This is a genomic window from Desulforamulus reducens MI-1, assembly GCF_000016165.1.
Classification (GTDB): domain Bacteria; phylum Bacillota; class Desulfotomaculia; order Desulfotomaculales; family Desulfotomaculaceae; genus Desulfotomaculum; species Desulfotomaculum reducens.
On record NC_009253.1, the window covers coordinates 2,932,037 to 2,948,024 of the forward strand.

At 48.0% G+C, this 15,988-nt stretch carries 17 protein-coding genes; 4 read left to right on the forward strand and 13 right to left on the reverse strand.

Translation table 11 applies throughout. The features are described 5' to 3' along the window. Positions 1-14 precede the first annotated feature (14 nt). From cbiB to DRED_RS14485, 12 genes are all read right to left on the reverse strand, one after another. Positions 15-962 (reverse strand): adenosylcobinamide-phosphate synthase CbiB, encoded by a 948-nt coding sequence (cbiB, locus tag DRED_RS14430; RefSeq protein ID WP_011879005.1) that lies wholly within the window; start codon positions 960-962, stop codon positions 15-17. Further along, positions 959-2,497, reverse strand: a complete 1,539-nt coding sequence (locus DRED_RS14435; protein ID WP_011879006.1) for a cobyric acid synthase — start codon at positions 2,495-2,497, stop codon at positions 959-961. The genes cbiB and DRED_RS14435 overlap by 4 nt, the downstream gene beginning before the upstream one ends. Before the next feature lie 13 nt (positions 2,498-2,510). Next, positions 2,511-3,134: a precorrin-8X methylmutase gene (locus DRED_RS14440; protein WP_011879007.1), complete on the reverse strand. Its 624-nt coding sequence runs from the start codon at positions 3,132-3,134 to the stop codon at positions 2,511-2,513. Further along, a complete protein-coding gene (locus DRED_RS14445; RefSeq protein ID WP_011879008.1) occupies positions 3,124-3,507 on the reverse strand; it encodes a sirohydrochlorin chelatase in 384 nt (127 codons plus the stop codon). The genes DRED_RS14440 and DRED_RS14445 overlap by 11 nt, the downstream gene beginning before the upstream one ends. Positions 3,508-3,517: 10 nt before the next feature. After that, entirely contained in the window at positions 3,518-4,279 is a 762-nt protein-coding gene (gene cobK / locus DRED_RS14450) for a precorrin-6A reductase (RefSeq protein WP_011879009.1), read from the reverse strand. After that, positions 4,276-4,986 carry a precorrin-3B C(17)-methyltransferase gene (cobJ, locus tag DRED_RS14455; RefSeq protein ID WP_011879010.1) on the reverse strand — a complete coding sequence of 237 codons (711 nt, stop codon included), beginning with the start codon at positions 4,984-4,986 and terminating at the stop codon, positions 4,276-4,278. Before cobJ ends, cobK begins: the two co-directional genes overlap by 4 nt. Further along, on the reverse strand, positions 4,971-6,035 hold the full coding sequence (locus tag DRED_RS14460; RefSeq protein WP_011879011.1) for a cobalt-precorrin 5A hydrolase: 1,065 nt from the start codon (positions 6,033-6,035) through the stop codon (positions 4,971-4,973). Before DRED_RS14460 ends, cobJ begins: the two co-directional genes overlap by 16 nt. Next, on the reverse strand, positions 6,013-6,759 hold the full coding sequence (gene cobM / locus DRED_RS14465; RefSeq protein WP_011879012.1) for a precorrin-4 C(11)-methyltransferase: 747 nt from the start codon (positions 6,757-6,759) through the stop codon (positions 6,013-6,015). Before cobM ends, DRED_RS14460 begins: the two co-directional genes overlap by 23 nt. A 106-nt stretch (positions 6,760-6,865) precedes the next feature. Beyond that, the gene (gene cbiT / locus DRED_RS14470) at positions 6,866-7,474 is read right to left on the reverse strand and encodes a precorrin-6Y C5,15-methyltransferase (decarboxylating) subunit CbiT (RefSeq protein WP_011879013.1); all 609 of its coding nucleotides are present in this window, start codon (positions 7,472-7,474) and stop codon (positions 6,866-6,868) included. Continuing rightward, a complete protein-coding gene (gene cbiE, locus DRED_RS14475) occupies positions 7,467-8,093 on the reverse strand; it encodes a precorrin-6y C5,15-methyltransferase (decarboxylating) subunit CbiE (RefSeq protein WP_011879014.1) in 627 nt (208 codons plus the stop codon). The genes cbiT and cbiE overlap by 8 nt, the downstream gene beginning before the upstream one ends. Continuing rightward, positions 8,072-9,184 carry a cobalt-precorrin-5B (C(1))-methyltransferase CbiD gene (cbiD, locus tag DRED_RS14480; protein WP_011879015.1) on the reverse strand — a complete coding sequence of 371 codons (1,113 nt, stop codon included), beginning with the start codon at positions 9,182-9,184 and terminating at the stop codon, positions 8,072-8,074. Before cbiD ends, cbiE begins: the two co-directional genes overlap by 22 nt. Next, the gene (locus tag DRED_RS14485) at positions 9,171-10,568 is read right to left on the reverse strand and encodes a cobyrinic acid a,c-diamide synthase CobB (RefSeq protein ID WP_011879016.1); all 1,398 of its coding nucleotides are present in this window, start codon (positions 10,566-10,568) and stop codon (positions 9,171-9,173) included. The genes cbiD and DRED_RS14485 overlap by 14 nt, the downstream gene beginning before the upstream one ends. Positions 10,569-10,765: 197 nt before the next feature. Between DRED_RS14485 and lgt the strand changes: the two genes are divergently transcribed. After that, a complete protein-coding gene (gene lgt / locus DRED_RS14490) occupies positions 10,766-11,521 on the forward strand; it encodes a prolipoprotein diacylglyceryl transferase (protein WP_011879017.1) in 756 nt (251 codons plus the stop codon). Between the two features lie 279 nt (positions 11,522-11,800). Here the strand turns inward: lgt and DRED_RS14495 are convergent, their stop codons facing one another. After that, positions 11,801-12,982 carry a YibE/F family protein gene (locus DRED_RS14495; RefSeq protein ID WP_011879018.1) on the reverse strand — a complete coding sequence of 394 codons (1,182 nt, stop codon included), beginning with the start codon at positions 12,980-12,982 and terminating at the stop codon, positions 11,801-11,803. Between the two features lie 549 nt (positions 12,983-13,531). On the opposite strand from DRED_RS14495, the gene DRED_RS14500 reads away from it, so the two are divergent. Genes DRED_RS14500 through DRED_RS14510 form a run of 3 tightly spaced genes read left to right on the forward strand, consistent with a single transcriptional unit; the run spans position 13,532 to position 15,978 of the window. Further along, complete coding sequence (locus tag DRED_RS14500) at positions 13,532-13,801, forward strand: FeoA family protein (RefSeq protein ID WP_011879019.1); 270 nt, start codon at positions 13,532-13,534, stop codon at positions 13,799-13,801. 3 nt (positions 13,802-13,804) lie between these two features. Beyond that, positions 13,805-14,590, forward strand: a complete 786-nt coding sequence (locus tag DRED_RS14505) for a FeoB small GTPase domain-containing protein (protein ID WP_011879020.1) — start codon at positions 13,805-13,807, stop codon at positions 14,588-14,590. Then, a complete protein-coding gene (locus tag DRED_RS14510) occupies positions 14,587-15,978 on the forward strand; it encodes a nucleoside recognition domain-containing protein (RefSeq protein ID WP_011879021.1) in 1,392 nt (463 codons plus the stop codon). Before DRED_RS14505 ends, DRED_RS14510 begins: the two co-directional genes overlap by 4 nt. The last annotated feature ends 10 nt before the right edge of the window (positions 15,979-15,988 follow it).

Here is a 15,988-nt window from a genome sequence, read left to right on the forward strand (position 1 = left end):
ATGCCTCCTGTTTCCTAATGGAATATACTATCCAATATCACACCACCTGCTACCACCAGAGCCGTAACACCATAGGTAAGCCTCAGTGCTTGTGGAATATGGCCATAAGATAGTGGCAATTTATCTTCTCCCATCAACGACCTGTGGGATACCTGACCCCGGTAGTGGTTGGTACCCCCCAATTGGATTCCCAGTGCACCGGCCACCGCAGCTTCAGGAATACCACTATTGGGACTGGGATGTTTAGGAGCATCTCGAAGAATTGCCCTCACAGTGGCAAAAAAGCCCCCGGGGTAAAATACAGCCAACCATGGATAAAGGAAACCTGCCAATCTTGCCGGTAGGTAGTTGGCCAGATCATCTAGCCTGGCAGCAGCCCAGCCCAGATGAAGATATTTTTCATCTCGATGGCCAATCATGCTATCCATTGTGTTGATTGCCTTGTAGACCATGGCCAGGGGTGCACCCCCAATAAAAGCATAAAAGAGCGGTGAAATAATACCATCAACGGTGTTTTCCGCAACGGTCTCCACAGTGGCCCGGGCAATTCCCCGTTCATTTAATTTATCGGTATCCCGTCCAACAATGAGGGCAACCTTAGAACGGGCAGTATTTAAATCACCCCTGGCTAGGGGTTCGGCCACTGCCATGGCATGCTGACTCAAACTCTTCACTGCCAGTGTGGTAGAAAGTAACCACAGGTGCACTATCAAACCCAGATAGGGATGGATCATTTCCGCCAATCTAATCAGTATCCAGGTTCCCATAAAGGTGATAGTTACGACTCCTAAAACCAACAGTATACCGCCCAGCCGTAACCCGGTAGGTCCTCCGGCAAATTTTCGTACTATAGTTTCGCACCTGTGAATCAGGGTTCCTATTATGACAACCGGGTGGGGAAAATTCCTGGGGTCTCCCACAAGGAGATCCGTGAGCAATGCTAGCAGGATAAGACTTGTCATGGTTTCCCTTCCCCTAAGCCCATCATCTGATGAAGTTGTTTCATATTCAGATGATGTCGCACAGCTTCGGCCAAATTATCATACTTCTCTTCCCGATTATCCGGTAATTTTGCCAGGGTTAGCCTTGATAATCCCTTACGTTCTCGTAAAGAATTCACCCAGGACAATAGCAGGGCTTTATTATCAAACAAACCATGCAGGTGGGTACCCCAAATGTGTCCCTGGTTACCCACAGCACCATCTGGCAGAGCAACAATATTACCGGAGCGCTGGGTTATTTGCAGCAAAGGTTTGGCTTCCCTACCCAGTTTAACCTGGCCAGTATGTATTTCATAGCCGGTTATTTCCTGGTTAGTTATACCACACCAATTTAGTTCTGTGCAAGTAATTTTCGCCTTACAACGGTGGGTTTGCTTTTCTTTGAAAAAAGTTGTTTCTATATCCAGCAGACCTAAGCCCGTTATGCTTTCTAAACTTGCTTCGGTTCCCCATGGATCATAAAGCATTTTCCCCAGCATCTGATATCCACCGCAAATTCCTACAACAGGTATGCCTTTTCTTGCTAATTCAATAATCTCTTGATCGGTGCCTTTTTCCTTTAGGTACTGCAAATCTTCAATGGTATTCTTGGTACCTGGAAGAATCACGGCTTCGGGTGTCCCCATGGGGTCCCCAGGACACACAAAACGGAGGCAAATCCCTGGCACCCGTCCGATCAAATCAAAATCTGTAAAATTGGATATTCTGGGAAGTTTGACAACGGCAATATCTATCTCAGACCCGGAGGAAACATTTTTGTTTCCCTCCAAAGCAACGGAATCTTCCTGCTCAATACCATGCTCGTGCAGGTAAGGAATAACGCCAAGTACAGGTTTGCCGGTACGCTGCTCCAAAAATTCTAAACCCGGTTTGAGCAGTTCAATATCGCCTCGAAATTTATTAATAATAAAGCCTGCTACCCTTTGACGTTCATGGGGTTCCAATAGTTCCAAGGTCCCCACCAGGGAAGCAAAGACACCTCCGCGATCAATATCCGCCACCAATATCACTGGGGCATCTGCCAATATAGCAGTTCGCATATTAACAATATCCCGATCCTTCAGATTAATTTCCGCGGGGCTGCCAGCCCCTTCAATAACCAGTACTTGAAATTCCCGGCGCAGTTCCTCAATACATTGACCCACCAGATTGACAGCCTTTGGCAAAAAATTTGCCCGGTAGTCCCTGGCACTCATATCTGCCAGGGGTTTTCCTAACACCACAACCTGGGCATTTAAGTCTTGTTTCGGTTTAATTAATACAGGATTCATGGTCACCGTGGCTGCTATCCCAGCTGCCTCTGCCTGGGCTCCCTGGGCCCGCCCAATTTCTCCTCCGGTTAAGGTTACATAGCTGTTCAGGGCCATATTCTGGGCCTTAAAGGGTGCCACATGAAAACCGTCCTGTTTAAAAATTCGACAAAGGGCCGTACAAAGTAAACTCTTCCCCACATGGGAAGATGTCCCCTGAATCATAATGGTTTTTGCCAGGGCCAAAGGAGCACCTCCCTTATTTGTAATACAGCAGTGCATTTATGGTTGCCGCTGCCAAGGGACTACCACCCCGGGTACCTAAAAGGGTAATATTGGGTACATCCATCTGCGACAGCAATTCTTTGGAGTGGGCCGCCCCCACAAAGCCCACTGGCATACCTACAACCAAGGCCGGTTGCAAGCCTTCTTTAATCATTCGCATCAAAGCAAATAAAGCGGTGGGGGCATTGCCTATGGCCACCACCTGACCATTTAATCGGTTGCCGAACCTCTCCATGGCCACAGCCGAACGAGTAATGCCTCGTTCCCTGGCTTCTTCCACCACTTCTAAACTGTGTACTGCACAGTGCACCTGACCACCTAATTCCGCCAGTCGACGACTGTTAATACCTGCCTGCAGCATGGTAACATCTGTATAGATGTCGACACCGGCTTGTAAAGCCTCCAGTCCCTTTACCACAGCCTGGGGATGAAAACGTACCTGTGCCCCTAAATCCGGATCCCCACTGGTATGAATGATCCGGCCAACCACAGCCTTTTCCCCCGGCGTTAAGTTTAAAGGAAGAAGAAACTCAGCCACCTGTCGCATACTTTCACGTTCAATCTCCTGAGGCTGCCAAATGACATCTTTAAAACTCATGTTTGATTTCACTTCCTTGTTTCATCCGATCTATAACAATTTCTGCAATTCGACGATCAGCCCCCAGGTGGGGCGCCAACCGAAAGGTCATATGGGGATACCGCTTCTTTTGTTCCTTTAGCAGCTCCGGTAAATCTTCCTGGATATGGCTGCCCACTGCTAAAAGTAAGGGTACAACCGTTACTGCCTTGATCCCTGTCCGATTCATTTCCTCTACCACTTGGGGGAGTGTCGGTTGTCCGAACTGAAGAAAACAGGTTTCCACCGAAGTAATTCCTCCTATGATCTTAACCTGCTCGGTAATTTGAAAGATTTCCTGGTTTGCCTTCGGATAACGACTGCCGTGGGCCAATACTATAACGCCTTCCTGCATGCTAGCCCTCCTAAAAAAGTTTTTGGCAATACTGCAATACTTCAGCCGGGTAATGCAGTACCAAGGGGTAGTTTAAGCGGGGCCGCTGGCAGATAACAATGGGTATCCCTAAATGAAGGGCCGCATCAACCTTCTCCTGAATTCCACCGACACTGCCGCTATCCTTTGTAATTACAACCTCTGCCTTGTATTGTTGATATAAAGCTTGATTCAGTTCCGTACTGCAAGGCCCCTGCAAAGCAATGATCTCCCCAGGTGTTAATCCCAACTGAGTACAGCTGGCAAGGACCGATGGCTCTGGTAAAACCCTGGCCACCACCTTTACGCCGATTTGCTTGGCTGTAGCCATGAGAATCGGTAGGTTTTTACTGCCGAGAGTTGAGAAAATAACCCTGCCCAGGGACAAAGCCTTATTAATACTACTGTCCATGTCGCTACAAGTATATACCAGGGGATGAACAGGAAGTTTCGTTTGAGGTCTCTCCAACCGCAAATAAGGAATTCCCGCTGACTGGGCAGCATCCATGGCCGTCTTAGAGACTTCTGCTGCAAAGGGATGGGTGGCATCCACCAAAAGTTGCATTCCCTGGCACAGGAGATCCTCCAGCGAAGCTTTATCCAAGGACCCTACCCGGATCTGCTGTACTCCCTGACGCTGTAGCAGGTCACTACCGTAATCTGTCACCGTAGAAGCCATGACCTTAAACCCTGCGTCTTGCAACAGTGTAGCGGTTTTTCTGCCTTCCAGCGTGCCGGCCAGCACTAGAATCACAAATGATACCCCCTGGGAGTTACCATGAGGCCCCCTACCACCCTAGTCTGGGAATTACCTATAATGACGGTGGTTAGCATATCAATTTCATGATTCAACATTTCCTGCAGGGTAGTTATAGTTCTTTGCTCTTCCCCCCGTCGGGCCATACGTACAATACCTACAGGTGTATAGGGTGCCTTGTGCCTTAGCATAAGCTCTCTGGCAATTTTTATATTATCCGGGCGACCGTGGCTGCGGGGATTGTACAAAGCAATTATAAAATCCCCTGCTGCTGCTGCCTCCACCCGTTTAAACATAATTTCAGTGGGGGTTAATAAATCACTCAGACTAATAACAGCAAAGTCATTCATTAGAGGGGCTCCCAGGCTAGCCGCAGCCGCTGATACAGCGGTAATACCCGGAATGATCTTCACCGGAACCTGCCCCTCGGCAACCTCCAGGATCAGTCCAGCCATGCCATAAATACCTGGATCACCGCTGCTGACAACAGCCACTGCTTTTCCTTCCAAGGCCAATTCCACAGCTTGCCGTGCCCTGGCAACCTCACCCCGCATGGGGGTAGCCACCCTTTCTTTTTTCTCAATTAAATCTGGTATTAAATCTAAATAAGTATGATACCCCACCACAACCTGGGCAGACTGGATAGCCCCCAGAGCTTCCTCCGTAAAGGTTTCACGGTTGCCGGGTCCTAGTCCCACCACCACAATTTGGCCTCCGCAATGGCCACTGTCACAGGTCCTATTTTCTGCTTGGGTACTTTGATTTGCCCCATTCCACTGGCTGTTATGGCTGCCGGTTCGCATACTCCACCAACTCCTATTTGCTCTTTAACAAAATCTGATTGGGTATATTGCACGGAAAGATTCTTGATTTGTTCCCTGGTAACTTCAATTAAAGGAACCCTAAAATAACTGGCTGCTTGAAGTAATCCAGGTTCTTGCATTTTTAGATCCACTGTGGCCAGGGATTTTAGGGAGAGCAGACTGTAATCTGCCAACCGGAAGGCCCCTTTGACCGCGGTAACAATCTGTTCTCCACTTACCCCTTTACGGCAGCCCACTCCGGCCACCAGATTCTTCGGCCTTAACATCAATCTCGGTTCTCCCTTGTGCTGCACCAAATGATTGGTTATATGTACCACAGGACCTTTAGGGCGGTTATTATCAGGTTGAGATAATGTTAAACCCTGCATAACCTCTGGCTTTACTGCCCAGGGGGAAACAATCTGCACGGGTTCTCCCTCCACCAAAAGTCGGTTAAATAACTTTATCCGTTGGCAAGGGTAAACCCCACAATCCAGTGCCTTGGCCAGCACATCCAGGGAAGGTACACCCACCACATCAGTGGCAGTGGTAATAACGGCTGTGCCACCGATAAGTACTGCGATCCTCTGGGCTAGGACATTGGCACCTCCCAGGTGACCTGAAAGTAGACTGATAGCATGCTGGCCCTTTTCATCCAGCACCACCACAGCGGGGTCAGTCCTTTTAGATTGAAGCAGCGGTGCCAGTGTCCTGACAACGATGCCTGTGGCCATAATAAAAATTAATTGACTATATTGTCGAAAGATCATTTTAACCACTGCCTGCCATTTCCTATAAAAGGCGGTATGGGAAAGGTCCACATCACTGGAAAGCCGCTCCGGCAGATAAAGATCAGCATCCTCTAGTAGGCAAACCAGTTTTTGGGCCAGCCTGGCTCCCCCACCAGTCAGGGCCAGTACAGCAACCCTATTCTTCTTTTCTATAGCCATGCTCAAATCCCGCATCGTAAAGTAAAGAACGACCTCCTGAAGTTAAAAATTCACCCACCAAGATCAGAGCGGTACGTTTGATGCCAGCCCTCTCCACCAGTTGAGCCAATTCCTGGAGTGTACCGCGGCATACTCTCTCCTCAGGCCAGGAAGCCCGTTCCACCACTGCCACCGGTGTGTTTGGCTCATATCCCTGCAGCAATTCCTGCCGCACTTTTTCTACCATACCCACTGAAAGGAAGACGGCCAACGATGCCCTGTGTCGGGCTAAGCCGGACAATTCCTGTTCTGCTGGTACCGGTGTACGTCCTGCTAGGCGGGTAATAATAACCGTCTGGGATCCTCCGGGCACCGTATATTCCCTTTTAACAGCCGCTGCAGCGGCCAGAAAGGAACTGACCCCGGGTACGATTTGGTAGGGAATGTCCATCTTATCTAGAATTTCCATTTGCTCTCCAATGGCCCCATAAATGCTAGGATCTCCTGTATGCAGTCGCACTACCAACTGATTACGGCCATGATATTCCACCATAAGGGAAATTATGTCCTCTAAAACCAGCGGGGCACTATCCACCAACCGGGCATCTTCCCGGCAGCAGCCCATGACCTGCTGTGGCACGAGGGAGCCTGCATAAACGACCAAGTCAGCCTGTTGTAACAGCCGCCAGGCTTTAACTGTTAATAACTCTGGGTCCCCGGGACCTGCTCCAACAAAATAAATCATAGGTTCATCATCCGTTCCGGTTTATTTATTAAGCAGTTATCAATTGATACATCTTTTTCCATATTCACTTTATCACCGCTCACTTCCAATCTCCACACAAACAACGCTATGGCTTACCCGGCTTCTGCCCGCTAACAATCATCACCGGATTCATCCCCTGCCACATATGGGACCTGGCCACCTGCCTCGCCCTGGCCACGCTAATATTGACAGCCTCGATTTGCTGATAACCCTTATCCTCCAGGAATTGCAACACCCGTGGGCCTGTCTCCAAGGTTATGGCAGAAGCCACCAGCCAACCATCGGGCTTTAGCTTATGGTGGGATGTCTCTAGAATTTCTGACAAGGCACCGGCACTGCCACCAATAAAGATGCGGTCCGCCGGAGGCAACTTTTCCATTGTATCCGGTGCAAAGCCCGGTACCAGCCTAACATTGGTAAGTCCAAACCGCCGGGCATTGGCTTCCACCAGTTCATCGGCACTGCTATCCTTCTCCAGAGCATAAACGGTGCCATTTTTTATTTGCAGGGCACATTCCACTGTCACGCTGCCACTTCCTGCCCCCACGTCATAGACCACAGCACCAGGAAATAATTTCATTTTCCCAATGGCAATCAGGCGTATTTCCTGTTTGGTCATGGGAATGGCGTTTGACTGTTTAAAAAGATGATCCGGTATACCCGGTGTTGTATAGGGCCATTCCAGTTTAGACACCGATAACCACCACGCAATTCTCAAATTTTTGGTTAGACTCTGCCAGAGAACGCAAGGTTCCTCGAAAAATAGTTTCATTGGCATAGGATAGGTTACAGCCCACTGAAACCGGCAGATTGGGACAAGCACTCTCCAGCAGTTCCCTAGCCAAAGCCTGCGGATTATTTTTAGCATCTGTCAAAATCGCTACCATGATTCCTGCCTTAACGATGCCGACTAACCGGCTATCATCCCTGCCGTGGCGACTTATCACCGCAGCATCCTGCCAGGGAGTTTTAAGCCTGGCAAACATCAGTTGCACAGAACTAATGCCGGGGATAAACTCTAAACAATCCTTTGGCAGCTTTTCCATAAGAGTGGCTGCAAAACTATAAAGGCCGGTATCGCCAGATACCAGAACCACTACCCGATTATTTTTATACTCCTGACGGATAAAATCAATGGTAGCCTCAAGATCTGCAGTCAGGGCATAGCTTCGTTGCTCCGGCCGGGCAAACTGTGCCAACAACCGCCGCCCCCCCACCACCACTTCTGCCTGCTCCAAAGCAGCAGCTCCGGCGGCAGTTAGGTACTCCGGTCCACCGGGACCCACGCCGACTACTTTGATAATATTTTCCATCCCAGTGCCTCCCCAATCTCCCTGGCTCCCTCATCATAGCCCACAATTTCGCCACTGAGGGCATACATAACTGTTCCTAACCTAAACTTTTCCCTTACATAGCCAGCTGCCCTCTGACTGGCCGCCGCCGACAGATTCTCAAAGACCTGGGACATACCATATCTATGTAAGATAGCTACGGCTTCTTCGGCCGTATTCATGTTCATTAACAACTCAATGACAGCTCGAGGTGCTCCCAATAGGGCCGCATGGGCCGCAATGGTTTCCCGCCGTCCATCGGCAAGTTTTCCCAGGGTGTGAAAAATTCCTGCGGCTACCTTGACCAACTTACCCAGGTGCCCCAGCAATAGTACTCCTTCCACTGGTCGCTTGGCACATTCCTCCAGCATGGTACCAATAAAATTACTGGTTTCAATCACTGCTGCAGCGGGCAATGCCAATTCTGCCGCCTTCTTAACCCCCAGCCGCCCCGGTGTCAGTACCAGTAAGCGGTGTCCCAGGGCCAATGCCTGATCAATCTGGGGTACCAGAGATCGCCGATAGGCATCTTCCGACATAGGCCGAACAATGCCACCGGTGCCTAAGATGGAAATGCCACCCACAATTCCCAGTCTGGGATTCATGGTTAGGTTTGCCACCCTTTCCCCCTCAGGTACGGATATTACAATCTTTGCCCCCTGACCGGGCCCCAATATTTCCCTTACTTCCTGTTCAATCATCTGCCTGGGCACCGGGTTTATGGCCGACTCTCCCACCGGTACCGCCAGTCCAGGCTTGGTAACAGTTCCTACTCCTATTCCACCGGTAATCTGAATCTCTCCAGGTTGTAGTGACACTTCAGCCACAACCGTTAGGCCGTGGGTAACATCTGGATCGTCCCCGGCATCTTTCACCACTGCCCCCCGGCATACCTGTTCTTCCATTTCCACCTGTGATATGGCTAAAACCACCTGGCCTCCTCCAGGAAGAGATATAGAAACATCCCGGACAATGGTGCCCTTAACCAGGGCCAGGGCAGCCGCCTTGGCCGCCGCAGCGGCACAGGTGCCAGTGGTAAAGCCAGATTTTAACTCTTCTTTATGCTCTTGCATGATTTACTCTCCCTGTCCTATATTTTTGACAGGCCGTTAAAAAATAATGGGCAGCCCTAGGGTTGTACCGAAAATGAAGATGAACATAGGAAGCCAGTATTTGCTTGCTGGCATAGCCTTCACCACGTCCTTCCTCCCCCCGTCCTCCGGTTAACTGATAGATATTGGTTGCTGCCGGCAGATCCTCCATGGTGGACCAATGAAATTCATGCCCTTTTAGGACCATACCCGCTTCGCCCAGTAAACTGGTTTTTGTTAACCTGGCTTGGACATAGCCCAAGGCCGCCAAGCGCTGACCCATTTTTACCTGGCTGGGTACCAATCCCACCCCGGTAAAGGACTGGCCGGCAAGATTTGTGATGCTCTCACACAGGTACATAAAACCGCCGCACTCTGCATAAATTGGCATCGACTGCTGGCCCCGATCCACAATTTCTTGCTTTAATAATTGGTTAGCAGCTAACATAGGTAAAAATTGCTCCGGAAATCCTCCACCAATATAAATTCCATCCACATCCGATGGTAGCTTTGTATCTCGCAGGGGACTAAAGAATACTAGTTCCGCCCCTAATTCCACAAGGTAATCAAGACTGTCTTGATAATAAAAGTTAAAGGCTTCATCCCTGGCCACGGCCAACCGCACTCCGTTAAAGGACTGTACTGCGGGCAGTATTTTACAATCTGTCAGTTCCGGTGCCTGCTGGGCCAAATTCAGTAAGCATTCCATATCAATTTGTTCTTCAACTAGCTGAGCTAGGGCTGCTAGGGTTTGGTCTAAACCCTGATTTTCTGCTGCAGGCAGCAGTCCCAAATGCCGCTGGGGCATCACAATATCCCTTTGTTTGACCAGAGCACCTAATAAAGGAATTCCCAACTCCCCTTCTAGGACTTCTTTAATGAATTGTCCATGACGTTCACTGCCTACCCCGTTGGCAATTACTCCACTAACTTGTAAATTGGGGTCAAAGTTTCGGTAACCATTGATTAGGGCCGCAGCACTACGGGCCAACCCCTGGGCTGAGAAAACCAGCACCACCGGTCCTTGAATAATTTTGGCTACCTGGGCTGTACTACCCCTTTCCCCTTGCCCCCTGGCTCCGTCAAATAAACCCATGACACCTTCCACCAGAGAAATTTCCATTCCCTTTGCTCTTCTAATAAATAACTCTCGCACTTCCTCCGGTGAACCCATCCAACTGTCAAGGTTATGGGAAGTTACGCCAGCAGCTACTTCATGGAGACCAGGGTCAATGTAATCAGGCCCTACTTTGAAGGGTTGCACCTTGATACCCCTCCGCCGGAATGCTGCTAATAACCCTAAAGTTAAGGTGGTCTTTCCCACACCACTGTGGGTTCCAGCCAGAACAATTCTTGGTGTTTTCATCGGTTGCTCCTGCTTAAATATCTTTACCTAAGAGTTAATCAAACAAATTATAGTATAAAATTAATGGTAATACAAGGAAAAATAGCCAAGTTCTGGTTACGTTAAGGGGTTGCTTTGATATAAACAATTTTTTTGAAAATCTTTCTTTTAAGGTTATAATAAAAAAGTCAGAGATATTGAACGAAAGGATGACCAACTTGACATATGCTGAAGTAAGTCCCTATTTTTTTGCCTGGGGACCCATTACCCTTCGTTGGTACGGAGTTTTAATGGCTGTTGCAGTTTTGCTGGGTACCTGGCTGGCCCTGCGTGAGGCCCGCCGGGTGGGTATTAAGGAAGATGATATCATTGATATGGTGTTAATATGTGCCCCCATTTCCTGGCTAGGGGCCAGACTCTATTACGTTATTATGGAGTGGGAATATTACGGCCAACACCTCAGTGAAATCCCCAAAATTTGGCATGGTGGACTGGCCATTCACGGTGGACTAATCACCGCCATTATTACAGGGTACATTTTTACTAGGGCCAGAGGGTTGCGCTTTTGGCAAATCGCCGATATTGTTGCCCCCAGTTTCCCCTTAGGACAGGCCATCGGCCGCTGGGGTAACTTTTTTAATCAGGAAGCCTACGGCTATGCCACTGACCTCCCCTGGGCCATGTATATAGACGGAGCCTACCGCCACCCTACTTTTTTGTATGAGTCCCTTTGGAACCTGCTGGTATTTGCCTTACTAATATTTAGGCGCAAAAAAATCGATGCCTATGGTCAACTCTTTATGATCTACTTGGGCCTTTATTCTCTGGGCCGTTTCTTTATCGAAGGCTTGCGTACTGATAGTTTGATGATCGGCCCCCTAAGGGCAGCCCAAGTGGTAAGTGTCATTTTTATTCTGTTAGCAGTAATTGGCTATATCTATCTAGGAAAACATAATCGTAGGTACAAACACTAACCCCCTTAAACAAGGGGTTCTCTATTTGTATAGAAGGCTACAACTAATAGGTATTCACGCTAGCACCGCTCACTCCGATCTCCGCACAGATAACACTATAGCTCACACCGGGCTAAATTAGGTCGCCTGCAATCGACGTCCTGTCTCAGTTTGGCTGGTGCGTACATCCTGTACGCGCCCCCTAATTTCGCTCCGGTGCTTCGATAAGTCGTTGCGGCTGTGTAACGTAAATACCTTTCAATGTCGCATTATCAACTCTCTTGCTCCTTAATCAGGAGTTTATCCTTCCAATCCCGCTTTTTCCTCTGTCTGAGCCTGTTTCTTCTTTACTTTAGTAAACAACAAACCTGCTGCCACAGATGTCACAGGAATGGCTAAAACCAGACCGATGCTGCCGGTTAAAGCCCGGACAACTTCCGTGGCAATAAGGTCCAGGTTGATGATCTTTAAAAAGGGCATATCATAGGCCATGAAGATTAATATCAGCGGCAAAGCACCGCCGGTATAGGCTAGAATTAAAGTGTTGGCCATTGTGCCCATAACATCTCTGCCCACATTCATGCCGGCCCGTATTAACTGACGACAATCCAAGGCTGGATTTACCCTTTTTACTTCCTCCACTGCAGAGGCAATGGAAATCCCCACATCCATCACCGCTCCCAGGGCCCCAATTATCATGCCAGCAAAGAGCAGACCCTGATAGTCAAACTTTATTTGCTGGGGAATATACAGCAGCATTTGCATCTCTTCACTGCTGAAACCAGTAAGTTTTGCTGCTTTGCCCACCAGCATAGCCAGTATCCCCGCCGTAATAACCCCACTGGTGGTACCAATTATACCCGCCAGAGTTTTTAAGTTAAAACCATGGACCAGCACCATGGTTATGGTTGTCATAACGGCTGCCACTAGAACCGTTAATAGGATGGGGCTATGTCCTTTGAACATCATTGGCAGTAATATGTAAAAAATACCGACCCCGGTTATAGTTAGGGCTAGCACAGATTTAGCTCCCTTTAGTCCCCCGATGGCGACCATTAACAGAACAAAAAAAACGGCCAAGATATACAGTTTCTTATCACGGGCATGGTCTGAGATAAAAGCATTGGTGATTTTACCCGCTTCAACTTCCAGGGATAACACTACCTCATCGCCAGGTTTTACAACCACTGCCATACCCGGATTATCGGGAATCACATGGAAGAAATCAACCTGCTTCCCCTTGTAATCACCGTTTAGTACCCTGGCGGTTACCAATTGTTCTTCTCCCTGAATCCATCCCTGCAGAGAGGGGTCTGACTGTTCCCCTTTGGACACCTCTAAAACCTTGGCACGAACAATAATCTCGGGTTCATGACTGATGCTTCCCACGGTATCTGTTTCGTTGGCCCAACAGGCTTGTCCACCTAATAGAACGGTTATTGCTATTATAACAATCAACCAGCCAGTAACCTTTCTTTGCATTTCTTCACCTCGTTATTATATTTCCATCCTATAAATTGTACTTTAACTAAATAATTCCCGGCAAGACTATTTAAAAGCTGCCAGGAATTACAAAATTAAATATATGGATACCACTTATCCTTTTATATGATTGCCATCTTTTTTTTAAAAGAATCGATGCACATTACACAGGCAGAACGGTGATCTTCTTTGCTGTGAAAACAGCTGCTGCAGGGCGCGTGTTCAAACTGAATGGTGGAATGGCCCACAAGAAACCCCCTCCTCATCATTTAAACCAGCTGGACATTAACATATTACGCATTGGTTACCCAATGTGTTAGTTAAAACTAACTTTTTTATTCAAAAGGCATTTTTTTATTAAAATCAGTGACCACGACAATCATTCTCACATAATATGGGGTAGCTGATAAGGGCAATAGTTAGTTTTAACTAACTATCTTAGAAGCGAGTATTTTCTTAGAAACTAAAGTAGTCTCGCTATCTTTGGCCCATTGTTAGCCGAGGCTAAGTTTGTTAATGAAACTTAACTGTGGGGAGGAGGCATTTAAAGTGAAAAGGAGTCGGGGGAGCACCATCACAAACGAAATTATGCCCTTGTATCATTTGCCCATTGGCAAATCAGGTGTGGTAAGTTCCATTGAGGCAGAGGGTATTACCCGGAGGAGAATGCTGGACCTTGGACTAGTTCCCGGCACAAAGGTGGAAGCTCTACGGGTAAGCCCCGGCGGCGACCCCAAAGCTTATAAAATTCGGGGCGCCGTGATTGCCTTCAGAGAGAAAGAAGGCAGCCAAATAATGGTTAAATATAAGGAGGGTTAACATATGGGTTTGACGCACCAGTCCTGTGGTTCCGGGGTAAATAAAGAGGCCTTTCATAAAGGCCCGGCAAAAACTAACTATGTCATAGCCCTGGCTGGCAACCCAAACACCGGAAAAAGCACTGTTTTTAATGCTTTAACCGGCCTCAACCAACATACCGGCAACTGGCCCGGTAAAACTGTACTGCGAGCAGAGGGTAAATATACCCATCAGGGTTTGGTATACAATTTAATCGATCTGCCCGGAACATACTCTTTGCTGGCAAATTCCATAGAGGAACAGGTGGCCAGGGATTACCTTTGTTTTGGCCAGCCCAATGCCACTGTGGTTGTGGTGGACGCCACCTGCCTGGAAAGAAACCTTAACCTTGTTTTACAGGTACTAGAAATTACCTCTAAAGTGGTTGTCTGTGTAAACTTAATGGATGAAGCAAAAAGAAAAAAAATCAGCATCAATATTAATAGTTTAGCCCAAATTCTGGGCGTTCCCGTGGTGGCAACTGCGGCACGGGATGGCATTGGCCTTGACCAACTGGTTAACGCCATAGCCGGTGTTGCCAACGGAACCATTCAAACAAATCCCTACGTTGTGCAATACTCTGAAGTAATTGAAGATGCCATCGGTAAACTAGAGCCGGAGATAAAACAACTGGTTGGAGAGCAATTTAACAGTCGCTGGCTAGCTTTGCGTCTATTAAGCAAAGATCAAACCGTCATTGCAGAGCTAAAGAAATTATATCCTTCGGAAGATCGTCTGCAATCCAAAGTGGGAGGTGAACTGTTGGCATGAGCCAGTACTGCTCCACCAGATTTGCGAATATTTTACACCAAGTAGATAGCTTAAACCCAATGGGTAAACTTCATATGAATGACACCATTGTCAGCAGTATCTACAACGCTACCGAAAACATTTCTCAGCAAGTAGTTAGTCAAAGGGAAAAGCCGAAAATCGATTGGGATAAAAAGTTAGATGACGTTCTAACCTCCCGAGTCTTTGGCTTCCCCTCCATGTTGTTACTGCTGGGAATGATTTTCTGGCTGACAGTTGCAGGAGCCAATGTACCTTCGGCCATGATTGCTGAGACCCTGTTTTGGGGTCAAGATCGCTTAACAGATTTATGTAATTACCTGCACGCTCCCGCTTGGTTTCACGGTTTTTTTGTGGAAGGAATCTATCGTTGCCTGGCCTGGGTTATTTCTGTTATGTTACCTCCAATGGCTATTTTCTTCCCCTGTTTTACTCTATTGGAAGACCTTGGTTACCTACCTCGGGTAGCTTTTAATCTGGACCGTTTATTCAAAAAGGCTGGCGCCCACGGCAAGCAGTCCCTGACCATGAGCATGGGCTTTGGCTGTAACGCCGCCGGCATTATAGCTTGCAGGATTATTGAATCTCCCCGGGAACGGATGATTGCCATGTTAACCAATAACTTTGTGCCTTGCAACGGACGCTTTCCTACACTTATTGCTCTGGCTGGTATTTTGGTTTTTGGTATGGGGAATACCTTCGGTGCCACCGCCATCGTTGTGGGCATTGTTCTACTGGGTATTGCAGTAACTCTGGCTGTTTCCTGGACTTTGTCCAAAACACTGTTAAAGGGAGTTCCTTCCTCTTTTACACTGGAGCTTCCTCCCTATCGCAAGCCCCAGATAGGAAAAATCATTGTCCGCTCTATTTTTGACCGTACGCTATTTGTTTTAGGCCGTGCCGTTTGTGTAGCAGCACCTGCCGGAGCCGTTACCTGGCTGTTGGCCAATATCTATGTGGGTGATCTAAGCATTTTGGCCCATTGTGCCCATTGGCTAAATCCCTTCGCAACGGCGCTTGGTCTTGATGGGTTTATCCTAATGGCCTTTATTCTTGGGCTACCGGCCAATGAAATTGTGCTACCGATCTTAATAATGAGCTACTTAGCCACCGGCTCCATGACCGAACTGGAAAGCATTGAAGATTTATACAATCTCTTTGTGGTACAACATGATTGGACCTGGCTCACTGCCCTTTGCATGATGTTGTTTTCTCTGCTGCATTACCCCTGCGGTACCACCCTGTGGACCATACGTAAAGAATCTGGTAGTAGCAAATGGACTGTGCTGGCTGCTTTAATACCTCTTGGTATTGCCTGTACCATATGTTTCATCGTTGCCCAAACTGCCAGGGCTTTGGGTTGGGTTTAATATTGAGGAT

Excerpts from the sequence above, each read along its gene's own strand:
- DRED_RS14445 (WP_011879008.1), bottom strand. The coding sequence starts at position 3,507 with ATGCAGGAAGGCGTTATAGTATTGGCCCACGGCAGTCGTTATCCGAAG.
- DRED_RS14440 (WP_011879007.1), bottom strand. The coding sequence starts at position 3,134 with ATGAGTTTTAAAGATGTCATTTGGCAGCCTCAGGAGATTGAACGTGAA.
- cbiE (WP_011879014.1), bottom strand. The coding sequence starts at position 8,093 with ATGGAAAATATTATCAAAGTAGTCGGCGTGGGTCCCGGTGGACCGGAG.
- DRED_RS14460 (WP_011879011.1), bottom strand. The coding sequence starts at position 6,035 with ATGGCTATAGAAAAGAAGAATAGGGTTGCTGTACTGGCCCTGACTGGT.
- DRED_RS14510 (WP_011879021.1), top strand. The coding sequence starts at position 14,587 with ATGAGCCAGTACTGCTCCACCAGATTTGCGAATATTTTACACCAAGTA.
- cbiB (WP_011879005.1), bottom strand. The coding sequence starts at position 962 with ATGACAAGTCTTATCCTGCTAGCATTGCTCACGGATCTCCTTGTGGGA.
- cobM (WP_011879012.1), bottom strand. The coding sequence starts at position 6,759 with ATGATTTATTTTGTTGGAGCAGGTCCCGGGGACCCAGAGTTATTAACA.
- cbiD (WP_011879015.1), bottom strand. The coding sequence starts at position 9,184 with ATGCAAGAGCATAAAGAAGAGTTAAAATCTGGCTTTACCACTGGCACC.
- DRED_RS14505 (WP_011879020.1), top strand. The coding sequence starts at position 13,805 with ATGGGTTTGACGCACCAGTCCTGTGGTTCCGGGGTAAATAAAGAGGCC.
- DRED_RS14485 (WP_011879016.1), bottom strand. The coding sequence starts at position 10,568 with ATGAAAACACCAAGAATTGTTCTGGCTGGAACCCACAGTGGTGTGGGA.
- DRED_RS14495 (WP_011879018.1), bottom strand. The coding sequence starts at position 12,982 with ATGCAAAGAAAGGTTACTGGCTGGTTGATTGTTATAATAGCAATAACC.